Here is a 12,346-nt window from a genome sequence, read left to right on the forward strand (position 1 = left end):
ATGTCTCACTTTCATCTAACTATCTTGTATTTAAGAAAGAAATTTTTAAATTATTTCTAAGTCAATTATTTGCTTGACAAACAAGGGTCAGTGAATGGTACAATATAGATCCCAAAGAACATATGTTCGTTTTTTAAATAAATCAAAGGTGGCTGTTGTTCATATGATAAAGTTTCAAAAGGTGTCAAAAGAATATGAGGGAACCCAGATACTGACTGAACTTGATTTGGCGGTTCAAGAAGGAGAATTTCTTGTTCTGGTTGGCCCGAGTGGTAGCGGGAAAACGACCACTCTAAAGATGATCAATCGTCTCATTGAACCTTCTCAGGGAGAAATTTTGTTTGATCAGAAAAAAATTGTTGATTATGATAAACGAGAATTACGTTTGCGGATTGGTTACGTGCTCCAACAAATTGCGTTATTTCCTAATCTAACTGTCGCAGAAAATATTGAATTAATTCCTGAGATGAAGTTATGGAAAAAAGAAAAACGCAGAGCACGAACCATCGAGCTTTTGGCAAAGGTGGGGCTTTCACCAGATAAGTACTTACATCGAAAACCGGCAGAACTTTCTGGTGGGGAACAACAAAGAATAGGCATTTTACGCGCGATAGCCGCAAATCCAGATGTTATCTTAATGGATGAGCCTTTTAGTGCCTTGGATCCGCTTTCTAAAAGTCAGCTACAGGTGTTGATCAAAGAAATACATAAGGATATTTCTAGTACCATTATTTTTGTGACACATGATATGAATGAGGCATTACTATTAGGTGATCGGATTTGTCTCATGAAAGAAGGCAAAATTGTTCAGATAGATACGGCTGAAGAGATTAGAAAACATCCAGCCAATCAGTTTGTAGCTAGTTTCTTTCAAAAAGAAGCCTTCGATTTGTCCAATTATCGAATAGAGAATTTAGCGGAGCTTGGCTTATTTACTCAATTGGTGAAGCCTACCAGTCTGATTGATGAGCCACTTATTTCAAGCAAAACGAGTTTAGTAAATGTGATTGAGCAATTGGCAGAGGGGAAAAGACTGTATGTGGAAGTAAACAATCAAGCTGTTTATGAAGTAACTCCGAAAGCGATTATTTCATTTCTAAGCAAAAAGCAAGAGGGAGGCGAAGCAAGTGATGAATCATTTGGTTGAAACATTTTTGACGAGAAGGGAAGAATACCTGCAAGCCTTGGTGGAGCATACTCAATTATCGCTTCTCTCCTTGTTACTGGCTGTTTTAATTGCTATACCTTTAGCGTTTATCTTGTTGCAACATAAACGTGGAGCTGAATTTTTCTTACAAATTACAGGGATCTTTCAAACAATTCCGTCGTTGGCTTTGTTGGGCTTATTAATCCCAATTATCGGAATTGGAACACCACCAGCAGTGATTGCCCTGGTCATGTATGCCTTATTCCCCATTTTACAGAATACCTATACTGGTCTATCAGAAATCGACCCTTCATTGGAGGAAGCCGCCGAAGCTTTTGGACTGTCTAAAAAAGAGAAACTACTGAAATTTCAAATTCAATTAGCATTGCCGTACATTGTTTCAGGGGTCCGGTCAGCTGCGGTGATGATTATTGGGACTTCGACATTAGCTGCTTTAGTTGGTGCGGGTGGATTAGGAACGTTTATTTTGTTGGGCATTGATCGAAATAATGTTTCCTTAATTTTAATTGGAGCAATTTCCTCAGCCATTCTAGCGGTTATTTTCAATTATGGCATTTACTTATTGGAGAAAACTTCTTTAAGGAAGATGATGGCTATTTTTATTTTACTTTTCAGTGTACTGATTGGTTCCTACATTTACACGAGTCAAGAAGATTCAAAGGAACGCATAGTGATTGCTGGAAAGCTTGGCGCAGAGCCAGATATCTTGATTAACATGTATAAAGAATTAATAGAAGAGAATAGTGACATTCAGGTAAGTCTTAAATCTAATTTTGGAAAGACAAGTTTTCTCTACAATGCACTTAAATCAGGGGAAATAGATATCTATCCTGAATATACGGGGACAGTGGTAGAGACCCTATTATATGAAGCTGATGAACCTTCCAATGACTCACGAGAGGTCTATGAGTATGCTCGAAATAAAATTGCTGAGCAAGATCATCTAACTCTCTTAGAACCGATGAACTTTCAGAATACTTATGCTATTGCGGTAAAACGTTCCTTTGCGCAAGAGAATCATCTAAAAACAATCGAGGATTTGGAGAAAGTCGCAGGTCAACTGAAGGCCGGCTTCACACTAGAATTTATTGATCGAGAAGATGGTTATAAAGGCCTTCAAAAGGTCTATGGTTTATCCATGAATGTTCAGTCAATGGAGCCATCACTTAGGTATCAAGCGATAGATACCGGCGATGTAAATATAGTGGATGCCTATTCAACGGATAGTGAGCTTAAACGGTATGACTTAGTTACTTTGGAGGATTCAAAAGAGCTATTTCCACCATACCAAGGAGCGCCATTATTGAGAGAAGAAACACTAGAAAAATATCCCAATTTAAAAAAATGGTTGGCTCCTTTAACAGGAAAAATTACAGAAGCCGAGATGAGCGAGATGAATTACCAAGTCAATGTGAAGGGGCATGATCCAAAAGAGATCGCTCATGACTATTTGGTAAAAGAAGGACTAGTGAAAGAGTAATTTTTGATTCATTAGAGCTGCCTACGTGAGAAAGCCGTGTAAAACAGATGGTTAATTTTTTGAGACAGGACACGAGTGTGAAGGGAAGAGACAGATTTGAGAGAAAAAAACATCTCCTCAAATCTGTCTCTTTTCGGTTATTCCTGAGAGAACATTTTTTCAACTTTAATCAGCCATTTTTTTCTAGTGGTATCAGAGCTAGCTTTAACCATATTAAAACTACACCATCTCACATTTTTTATTCCTGATTTTTTTAGTGTTCCCTTTATAAGGGCTTTTTTTATCGCGTTTCCATAAACCAATTTGTACATGATTTTTGGCGTATTCATCGTGGTAATGACCGTCGTGGATTTTAACTTGGTTAAAGAACCAATCATACCATAACCTGATTTGGTATAGGTGAATGTAGCGCCTGGAAAGATGACTTTATCAATGAAGCCTTTCATCATAGCTGGCATCAATTCCCACCAAATAGGGAAGATAAAGACTAGGTGGTCCGCTTGTTTGATTCTTTGAATATAGTCAAGTGCTTGTAAATCAATAGCTTCATGATTTCTAAAGGCAAGCAGGTCTTGCCCCGTCATCACCGGATTAAATTTATCCTTATCTAAGTCTAAGAGATCTACTGTGTGACCCGCTTTTTTAGCTCCGTTTATTACGGCTTCTAGTAATGCATGACAGAAGCTGCCGTTATAGGGATGGTTGTAGACAATAACAGTATTCATAATTCATTCCTCCAATTAGTTTGTATCCACAGTCTAACTGGTGAAAATAACTGACGCATTATCTTATGTTAATTTCATCCGCCCTCTAATTCGACTGAGAGACACGGGCGTAATTCCTAGATAGGAAGCAATATAGTGGTGGGGAACTCGGTCAATTATTTCTGGTTCATTTGCTACTAAATTTAGATACCTCTTTTCGGGAGAGTCTTTGATACGTGCCAAAAAATAATTGGTATAACTGACAAAACGCTCACTGATTAATTTGGTGAGGTACGTATTAATTTCTGGAAATTGATCAATTAATTGATTAAAATCCGTCATGCTTAATGCGGTTACTGTAGTATCCTCAATACTCTCAATCGAAAAAATACTCGGTTTTTGTTGATACCAACTTTCAAAAGAAGCAACCATTTGATTTTCAAAGAAAAACTGAACGGTAATATCACGGCCCTCATCATTGTTCCAAAGTCTTAAGGCTCCGCTATCAATAAAATAAAGATGGGTGGCGACTTCGCCTTCAGAAAGTAGTATGGTTTTACTTGGGACCTCTTTTCGAGTAAATAGGTGTTTAATTTTTGACCAATTTTCTTCTAATATTGGCATCTTTTTAAAATAATATGGCTTCATTTTGAAAACATCTTCCTTTACTAATTTTCTAACTTTTACAATCATGTATAATCATTTATTGGCTAAGTGTAACATAACTGGTAGTTAAAAATAAAAAATTTCTACAGGGGAATTCTTGTGACAGTATGATAGTGAGCAGGGCACAGGTTTTGGACTAGGGGCATAATTTTGAATTTGACTTATTAATTTTTCTTTGTTATTATTTGTGCAACAAATCAACTACTAATGAAATGAGTGAACTTTTTGAGTGCAAGAGATATCTAAACAAACGAAATTAAATCAACGAATAGTCTTACTAAACGTAATCTTATTTGTTGTACCCAATATTTTTAGTTTGAGATATCTGTTATATTATAGGCACAAATAGTAGTTCTGACGGAGAAAAATTCGTTTTTTTCGGAATCATAGAATGATTTATTTGGGGATAATCCAGAAGTTAAATTAAGAGCTTGGGAAATTTTACTAATTTTCTAGGCTCTTTTTATTTTGAGTTGATTTGTTAAAGCAGGTGTCTCTTTATCAGAAAGAGAGAATAAAAATGGAAAATCAAGCAATAGAGCAAACACAATTGAGAGAAATCAAAGAACAGGTGAGTCAGTTTGCGACAAGTAAAACTGTAAGAGAAAGAATTATTGACTTTCAACCATCTAAAAATTTAGAAGAAGTTCGACGTTTTCAGAAAGAAACCGGTGAAGGAATTCGGTTATTAGAGAATAAACAAAGTGTTCCTTTTATGGCAAGTGAAGCAATTGATCGTTTATTTGATACAATTGAAGACGGTTATGTGTTAGAGCCAAAAGAGCTGTTAGAGATGTCCGAATTTTTAAGAACGATTAGAAAACTAAGAGAATTTTTTGATAGAAACCAACAATTAGTCCCAACGTTAGCGGGATATGCTTCGAATTTACAAAGCTTTCGAAGTATTGAAGAAACGATAAATACTTCTATTAAACAGAATCAGGTAAAATCAGAGGCCTCACGAGAGTTAAAAAAAGCACGTCAAAATATAACACGATATGACGCTGATATTCGTGAACGATTAAATAAATTTATTACACATCCATCCAATCAATCGAAAATTCAAGAATTTATGATTGTTGAAAGAGAGAATAGTTTAACAGTGCCAGTTAAGAGTGCCTTTAAAAATAGTATTAAAGGAAGAGTCGTTTCAGAATCGGGCAAAGGAGCAACTGCTTATGTACAGATTGAGGCAACACGAGAACTAAGTCAGAAACTTCAAATGGCGCAAGCGGAAGAATCTGCAATTGTCTTCGAGATTTTAGCCAATCTAACTGAAAAAATTGCTACGGAATTGGATGCTCTGAAAGAAACGATACAAATTGTCTTTACTTTAGAAATGATTCTTGCAAAAGCTAAATATAGCTATGAAATACAGGGGAAAAAAGTGTCTATAAATAAACAAGGGATTGTTCATTTGATAGAAGCAAAACATCCATTATTAGGTGAAGCAGCGGTACCACTAACGATTCAATTAGGTAAATCTGAACGTGGTTTAGTGATTACAGGCTCAAATTCAGGTGGGAAAACTGTGGTCCTTAAGACAGTCGGGTTACTAACGTTGATGACAATGATGGGTTTATTTATCCCAGCAGATAAAGAAAGTCAAATTAGTCTATTCGATCATATTTTAGTAGACATTGGTGACTATCAAGATTTTGATAACGCATTAAGTACCTTCTCTGGACATATGAAGAATATGAGGGCTATTTTAGAGACAGCCAATGAACAGACGTTAGTTTTGGTAGATGAAATTGGTAGTGGAACAGAACCGAGTGAGGGTGCTGCTTTGGCTATTGCTATGCTAGAGAATTTAGTCGAAAGAGGTGCTCTAGTATTCGCTTCTACTCATTATGGAGAAATAAAAGAATTTGCGGTTAAGGAGCCTAAATTTTTAACAGCGGCAATGTCATTTGATAGAGAAACTTTACAACCACGCTACCAATTACTGATGAATGAGGTTGGCGCAAGCAATGGTTTCTGGATTGCTCGTAAGATGAACATAGATGAAGAGCTTTTAACGCGTGCAACGATGTATATGAAAAACTTTTCGACGGTATCTGTCGGAGTCGAAAATGAATAAGGCGCTCGCCTAAAGTTAAGGGTAGAAAAATTAGCGAGCGTTCGCTAAAAGATAAATGACTCAATACTCAGTAAAATTAGGTAAACCAAAGATTTGGAAGTTTGATGAGCGTACTTGTTCTCATCAAACTTTCCTTTAGAAAAATGAGGAAAAGAATTTTTTAGAAGTAAAGAGCGAGAAAGGTTTCCACGCACCTAGCATCCAGAAAAATGACCGCAGAGAAGGGACACCGTTGAGATAAATGAGTCTTTCAATAAGAAAATTATTCATTTTATTAAATATACATTAAATATAATTTTGAGTCCCCCAATCTACACCTTAAGTTGGATGACTGGAAGGATGACTCGCTTTATACTGGCAATAGATTGAATAAAAAAAGAAAGCGGGTCATTCAGATGGAAGTAACGTGCGAGAATATTTCGATGGTCTTTAGTCAACATCAGGCGTTAAAAGAAATAAATTTGACACTGAAGTCAGGAAATTTAATTGGCTTAGTTGGTTCAAATGGTGCGGGGAAAAGTACGCTAATGAAACTATTGGCGACTTTATCGAAGCCCACAGAAGGAATTATTTTGTTAGATGGGGAGGATATTGTCAAGAAACCAGATAGAATGAGGAAAATTCTTGGCTATTTGCCACAAAATGTGCCGACCTATCCAGGGCTCTCTGCTAATGAATTTTTGCTTTATATGGCCGCAGCAAAAGGAATAAATACAAAAGAAGCCAAAAAGCAAATTGCGGCACTTTTGGAACAATTTCATTTATCAGAAGTGGGCAATCGAAAGTTGGCCACTTTTTCTGGTGGTATGAGACAACGCGTGGGGCTTGCGGCAACCTTATTAGGCGATCCAATGATTCTAATTATTGATGAGCCGACGACGGGATTAGATCCGGAAGAACGAATTACGCTACGCAACTTACTGAGTGAGTTAAGTGAAGAGAGAATTGTCTTATTGAGTACACATATCGTTTCGGATATAGAGGCCGTGGCGAGTCAAATTTTACTTTTAAGAGATGGCACACTGACTTTTGATGGTACGCCTAAAGAATTAATTACAAAAGTCACCAATCATGTCTGGGAATATGTCAATTCGGACGGGACGATGCCGGATGAGACAACGATTGTTAGTAATCTCGTTCAAACAACAAACGGACTTCGTGTTCGAGAGGTGAGCATGGAAGTGCCAAACAAGGATGCAGTTCATGTGATGGCAACTTTAGAGGATGCCTGTTTAGCTTTGCTGAAAGGTGGCGTTGAGTCATGAATGTTCTAACGATTGCATGGTTAAGCTTTAAAGAACGGACACAACGGTTTTCGTTTGTGATGTTTCTAGCCGTAATCGTTCTTGCAACATTTTTTATCCTTCCAACCACAACTTTACATGGGATTCGAGTGGTAACGATTGATCCGGACGTTTATCAGCAAGCGGGGAATGCTACATGGGTGCCAACAGTGACCGCTTTAATTCTAGGTTTGTTACTCCCTTTGGCTTCATTTGGTTATGTGCAGGGCATGATTGGCCTGGATAGGGAAACAGGAACAATGGCGATGCTTCTGGCAAATGGATTGGGACGTTTTTCGTATGTTTTTGGCAAATGGCTGGCCTCAATTCTTTTGTTATCAATCAATTTGTTGGTCTTGATGGCGACGTCGTTTCTGGCTATGTCTCTTCATTATCCAGGGGAATCGATTTCATTGTGGGCTTTCCTCTCACCTTTTTTAGCCATATTTCCAGCGCAATTATTTGTGGCAGCCCTTTCTTTAGTATTCGAAACGGTAAAGTTTTTTCGCACAAATCGGTCCAATACCTTGGTAACGATTAGTTTTTTTGTTCTATGGCTGGCCAATCTTATAAGTAGTAGTTCTGCTATGCAAGCGAGAGGAAATAGTTTTGTTCCTGATTTTGCGGGGACAAATTTAATTTTTAAAGGGGCAGATGCTGCTGCGCTTACGGCGACAGGAAAAGAATTAGGTGGTATGACTTTTTTTAGTAGTGGCCAATATGCACTAGGTCACGGGACAGCAGAACTTATTTTTAACGGGCTAGTTCCGAATTTTTCGACATTTACAACGCTCATTTTAGTAGTCATACTATCGATTGCTTTAGTTATCCTGGCTTCACTATTCTTAGAACGAAAACCTCTAGTTATCGAACAAAAAGCGCAAGCAGACAGTAAAAGAAGACAGAAGAATCTTCCAGTCACAGGATTAAGCTGGGCACCAGTCTCTTCGCAAAAATTCCATTATTTAGGCATGATAAAAGTTGAATTCTTACGATTGTTAAAAGAAACGAGCTGGATTTTTGGTGTAACGGGACTAGCCTTGTGGGTTATTTGTTGGTTTATAGATTTTGAGTTGATGATACGTTTTATACCACCAGTTCTTCTTATTTGGGGAATGTTTCCGTTGAGTAATTTAGGAAGTTATGAGAAACAAACACAGGTTCTGGATCTACTTCGAACGATCCCTAAAGCACCGATACGTCAAGCAATCTCGAGTTTATCAACAATCGGCTTCCTCTTTGTTTTGATGTTAATGCCAATCTGCTGTCGAATAATCATACATGTTGGTATCGTTCCAGCATTTATGGTCGTGGCCTTATTTTTCTGTGTGATTTCTCTGGCGTTCTTTTTAGGCAGTCTTACTCAACAGGCCAGATTTTTTGAAATAATTCTACTGGTGTATGCGTATGTTTTATTGAATGCGCCAGGTGGATTTCTGCCCATGGTTAGTCAAAAGGCATTATTTATGGGGGTGGGGTACTTTTCTGTTGGTTTAGTTGCGTTAATTTTGATTCTTTTAGAAAGAAAACGTCTGTCATGATGAAAAAGAAGTCGGTAAATAAAATTTTTCAGTAAATGTGGAGAATCGTATTGAAGTTGTCAAAAATATAGCCAGTAAAAAACGTAGCGACCTATGTAAGTAAAGTTTTATAGGTCGCTACATATGGATGAATGGTAAGTTTTTGATTTTGAACCGTTTGTTTGCTTAAATATTTGACAACATTACATGATAAAAAGAACATAACACCGATCCGATACTTAAATGAACTGTGAGAATCAGCTGTAGTCAATTGAAAAACGAAGGATAGTTGAATTGAAATAAGAAAAAGAGTCTCCACTTCAACAATATTGTGCAGTAGTTCATTTTCATGAACCTAGTATAATACTGGTTAAATGGTTAGTAACGCATGGATAAACAAACCCAAAAGCATAAGTCCCAATAAAAACCAAATTAGTTTACCAGCAGGATGATTGGGGTTAACAGTTATCCCAATCCCGTATGCTTTCGGAACAAAGAGCGGTTGAGGTGTCCCCTCATCTTTTTTATAGAAAGATTTATAGAGAATATAACTAGAAACTGCTAATGGAAGACAGATAGCGATAACAAGTAAGCCCATAATATTATCATTGACTCGAGACTGTAAGAATAATTGTATCAAACAAATGAAAATGATTAATAGAATAGAACTAGCTGTGATAATACTCGCTATTCGTTCTGTCTTTTTTTGTTTGATGAGCCTATAATCGTCTTCTATTTTTTTCATAAATCGCACATCTCCTTTTAACAGATAGTCGAGGGATAGAGAATAATGTTCACTTATAGCGATTAAAGTTGGAATATCCGGATAGTTTTTTCCATTCTCCCAATTAGAAACCGTCTGCCTTGAAACAAATAATTTATCTGCGAGCTCTTCTTGTGTTAAGCCTAATTCTGTTCTTCTGTTTTTTAGTATTTCTGAGAACATTGATTCTATCTCCTTTCTATAACTACTGTATACCAGAGAAGGGTAAGCATCTAGCAAGCCTGACTTTACAGCAACGCAAGCGATTCTTGCTTCCCGATTTTATGAGACTATACACATGAATCATACTCGTAAACGAAGGGTTAAACAACTGAAAAATAATTTTCCTAAATCAAGTCAGGGGGATCGAATTTATTTTACCAATCATGAGGGGTGACAAAATTCCGCTTCATTGGTTTAACAGACTAAACAGATGAACAAAAAGATTGTAAATAATCAAAAATGAAAAGGATATAGATTGGAGGTTCTATATGGAGACGATGAATGAATTGAGAAACCAGTTTGCAGATTTAAGTCCCTTTTTGGTTTGTTTAGGGGATGAGAAAAGACAACAGATTATCCTTCGATTAATGGAGAAAAAAGATTGTTCAGGATTGCAGGTTCCAGACTTGATGGAGACGACAGGCTTATCGAGACCTGCTGTATCCCACCATTTGAAAGTTTTAAAACAGGCTAAAATTGTCGATTTCCGGAGTAAGGGGACAAAAAATTTTTATTATTTGACGCATGAAATGGGCGAAATCAACAAATTACAAAGCTTACTAACAGAAATTGCGAAGTTTATGAAAGAAGGATGATTCGTTTGAAAAAAGTGTTGATTGTGGAAACGAATGTAACCAAATATTTTGGAACAGATGAATTAACGGGATTATGGTTAGGTGAGGCCACAGAATTTATAAATGAGTTAAAAAAGGCCAGAATCGCTTACGATTTTGTGAGTCCATTAGGTGGGTTTGTACCATTAGATCCGCGAAGTATGAAATATTCGGATGATTCAGTCATCCGAATTTATGAAGATCCCGATTTTATCTATCGTGGATTGACGAATACGTTACGTCCGCAAGACATTGATGTCAATGATTATTTTGCTATCTACTACACTGGTGGTCATGGCGTGATGTGGGACTTCCCGAATAATACAGAATTGCAGAACATCACCAAAAAAATCTATTTACAAGGTGGTTATATTACTTCTGTTTGTCACGGAATCGCTGGTCTATTAAACTGTCAGGACGATGAAGGCAATTATCTTATTACAAACAAACAGGTCATTGGATTTACAACAACAGAAGAAATCATCGCCGGAAAACATTCAGTCGTTCCATTTTTTAATCAGAAGATTGCTGAACAAAATGGTGCAAAGTTTAGAAAAAAACGCTTTTATAAGGATTTTGCGATAAAAGATGGACGAATAATCACAGGGCAAAATCCATTTTCTGTGCGCTCAGTTGCCAAACTATTGATTACTGAATTGAAACGAGGGGAAATCTAGATGCAAACGATTCTTGGCAGCACAGGACAAATTGGTGAGGTTTTGGCTAAAGAGCTTTATGACAATTATACAACGGATATTCGTTTAGTCAGTCGCAAACCTAAAAAAATCCATGAAAGTGACCAGTTTGTTGCAGCTGATTTGCTTAACTTTGAGGAGACAAATCAAGCAATCAGCGGTAGTGATGTTGTTTATTTTACGGCAGGTTTACCAATGGATTCGGCGCTGTGGGAGGAACAATTTCCTATCATGATGGAGAATGTTATTACTTCTTGCATTAGCAATAAAAGTAAATTGGTCTTTTTTGATAATACCTATATGTATCAAAAAGATAATACGCCACAAACTGAAGAAAGCCCATTTCGACCTCTGGGAAGAAAAGCATCTGCTCGGGCAAAAATAGCGCAATTGTTATTGGATAAACTAGCGACTAAAGAGATAGAAGCAGTGATTTGTCGAGCTCCTGAGTTTTACGGACCCGACAGAACGCAAAGCTTCACAAACACGATGCTCTTTGATAATGTCAAAAATGGAAAAACGCTTCGAGTTCCTTTGACGGATAACACTGTACGAACGTTGATTTGGACACCAGATGCAAGTCGTGCGATGGCCTTACTTGGGAACACTGAAGATGCGTATGGTCAGACCTGGCATTTACCTTGTGATGAAAGTAAAACTTATTCCGAACTCATAGAATTGACGCAAACCATTTTACAAAAAGAACTCAGCTATACCGTCATAAAAATGTGGCAGTTTCGTGTAGGAAGTCTGTTTAGTCATCGTTTAAAAGAGATGCAAGAGCTTTTGCCACGCTATCAAGTCGACAATAAATTTATTTCGGATAAATTCAAAAAACGTTTCCCTAATTTTGAGGTTACTACGTTTGAAAAAGGAATAACACAGTTGCTGAGCGAAAAAGTGTGAGCCTATTCGGACTATAATAGAAAAAGAGAAAATCAATTCTCCAAGTAGCTTCAGGCTTGGGAAATTGGTTTTCTTTTTTATAAATCAGTGATTCCGTGTTTTTTGGAATTATTTTATTTTGATTTTGGGATTTAAAAACACTCGGGAACGCTAATTTGTTATTTTATAGGTTTTTCAGCAGCCTCACTAATATTGCCTTATATATATGTTTTACTATGAATCAGTTTTGACACCATTTTTAC

At 37.0% G+C, this 12,346-nt stretch carries 11 protein-coding genes; 8 read left to right on the forward strand and 3 right to left on the reverse strand.

Annotated elements, in window-relative coordinates; genetic code table 11:
- Positions 1-163 precede the first annotated feature (163 nt).
- Both IGI37_RS07000 and IGI37_RS07005 read left to right on the forward strand, forming a co-directional pair.
- The gene (locus tag IGI37_RS07000) at positions 164-1,147 is read left to right on the forward strand and encodes an ABC transporter ATP-binding protein (protein ID WP_438760831.1); all 984 of its coding nucleotides are present in this window, start codon (positions 164-166) and stop codon (positions 1,145-1,147) included.
- Positions 1,131-2,648 (forward strand): ABC transporter permease/substrate-binding protein, encoded by a 1,518-nt coding sequence (locus tag IGI37_RS07005; protein ID WP_438763608.1) that lies wholly within the window; start codon positions 1,131-1,133, stop codon positions 2,646-2,648. The genes IGI37_RS07000 and IGI37_RS07005 overlap by 17 nt, the downstream gene beginning before the upstream one ends.
- 137 nt (positions 2,649-2,785) lie before the next feature.
- Here the strand turns inward: IGI37_RS07005 and IGI37_RS07010 are convergent, their stop codons facing one another.
- Both IGI37_RS07010 and IGI37_RS07015 read right to left on the reverse strand, forming a co-directional pair.
- Complete coding sequence (locus IGI37_RS07010) at positions 2,786-3,373, reverse strand: NAD(P)H-dependent oxidoreductase (RefSeq protein ID WP_438760833.1); 588 nt, start codon at positions 3,371-3,373, stop codon at positions 2,786-2,788.
- 63 nt (positions 3,374-3,436) lie between these two features.
- A complete protein-coding gene (locus IGI37_RS07015) occupies positions 3,437-4,000 on the reverse strand; it encodes a Crp/Fnr family transcriptional regulator (RefSeq protein ID WP_438760834.1) in 564 nt (187 codons plus the stop codon).
- A gap of 538 nt (positions 4,001-4,538) precedes the next feature.
- On the opposite strand from IGI37_RS07015, the gene IGI37_RS07020 reads away from it, so the two are divergent.
- The 3 genes from IGI37_RS07020 to IGI37_RS07030 all read left to right on the forward strand — a co-directional run bounded on the left by IGI37_RS07020 (position 4,539) and on the right by IGI37_RS07030 (position 8,925).
- Positions 4,539-6,101, forward strand: coding sequence for an endonuclease MutS2 (locus IGI37_RS07020; protein ID WP_438760836.1), 1,563 nt, complete (start codon positions 4,539-4,541; stop codon positions 6,099-6,101).
- 395 nt (positions 6,102-6,496) lie between these two features.
- A complete protein-coding gene (locus IGI37_RS07025) occupies positions 6,497-7,366 on the forward strand; it encodes an ABC transporter ATP-binding protein (protein ID WP_438760837.1) in 870 nt (289 codons plus the stop codon).
- On the forward strand, positions 7,363-8,925 hold the full coding sequence (locus IGI37_RS07030; RefSeq protein ID WP_438760839.1) for an ABC transporter permease subunit: 1,563 nt from the start codon (positions 7,363-7,365) through the stop codon (positions 8,923-8,925). Before IGI37_RS07025 ends, IGI37_RS07030 begins: the two co-directional genes overlap by 4 nt.
- Positions 8,926-9,274: 349 nt before the next feature.
- Here IGI37_RS07030 and IGI37_RS07035 read toward each other — a convergent pair whose 3' ends face one another.
- A complete protein-coding gene (locus IGI37_RS07035) occupies positions 9,275-9,850 on the reverse strand; it encodes a helix-turn-helix domain-containing protein (protein WP_438760841.1) in 576 nt (191 codons plus the stop codon).
- Between the two features lie 308 nt (positions 9,851-10,158).
- Between IGI37_RS07035 and IGI37_RS07040 the strand changes: the two genes are divergently transcribed.
- From IGI37_RS07040 to IGI37_RS07050, 3 genes are read left to right on the forward strand one after another with little or no spacing between them, the layout of a single operon-like run.
- On the forward strand, positions 10,159-10,485 hold the full coding sequence (locus IGI37_RS07040; protein ID WP_438760843.1) for an ArsR/SmtB family transcription factor: 327 nt from the start codon (positions 10,159-10,161) through the stop codon (positions 10,483-10,485).
- A 5-nt stretch (positions 10,486-10,490) separates the two neighbouring features.
- Positions 10,491-11,180 (forward strand): type 1 glutamine amidotransferase domain-containing protein, encoded by a 690-nt coding sequence (locus IGI37_RS07045; RefSeq protein ID WP_438760845.1) that lies wholly within the window; start codon positions 10,491-10,493, stop codon positions 11,178-11,180.
- Positions 11,181-12,104, forward strand: a complete 924-nt coding sequence (locus IGI37_RS07050; protein ID WP_438760847.1) for an NAD-dependent epimerase/dehydratase family protein — start codon at positions 11,181-11,183, stop codon at positions 12,102-12,104.
- Positions 12,105-12,346: the final 242 nt, after the last annotated feature.

It is taken from the genome of Enterococcus sp. AZ194 (assembly GCF_051713825.1).
Lineage (GTDB): Bacteria > Bacillota > Bacilli > Lactobacillales > Enterococcaceae > Enterococcus_K.

Coding starts and splice junctions, on each gene's coding strand:
- IGI37_RS07020 (WP_438760836.1), top strand. CDS start 4,539: ATGGAAAATCAAGCAATAGAGCAAACACAATTGAGAGAAATCAAAGAA.
- IGI37_RS07005 (WP_438763608.1), top strand. CDS start 1,131: ATGAATCATTTGGTTGAAACATTTTTGACGAGAAGGGAAGAATACCTG.
- IGI37_RS07040 (WP_438760843.1), top strand. CDS start 10,159: ATGGAGACGATGAATGAATTGAGAAACCAGTTTGCAGATTTAAGTCCC.
- IGI37_RS07010 (WP_438760833.1), bottom strand. CDS start 3,373: ATGAATACTGTTATTGTCTACAACCATCCCTATAACGGCAGCTTCTGT.
- IGI37_RS07000 (WP_438760831.1), top strand. CDS start 164: ATGATAAAGTTTCAAAAGGTGTCAAAAGAATATGAGGGAACCCAGATA.
- IGI37_RS07035 (WP_438760841.1), bottom strand. CDS start 9,850: ATGTTCTCAGAAATACTAAAAAACAGAAGAACAGAATTAGGCTTAACA.
- IGI37_RS07015 (WP_438760834.1), bottom strand. CDS start 4,000: ATGAAGCCATATTATTTTAAAAAGATGCCAATATTAGAAGAAAATTGG.
- IGI37_RS07030 (WP_438760839.1), top strand. CDS start 7,363: ATGAATGTTCTAACGATTGCATGGTTAAGCTTTAAAGAACGGACACAA.
- IGI37_RS07025 (WP_438760837.1), top strand. CDS start 6,497: ATGGAAGTAACGTGCGAGAATATTTCGATGGTCTTTAGTCAACATCAG.
- IGI37_RS07050 (WP_438760847.1), top strand. CDS start 11,181: ATGCAAACGATTCTTGGCAGCACAGGACAAATTGGTGAGGTTTTGGCT.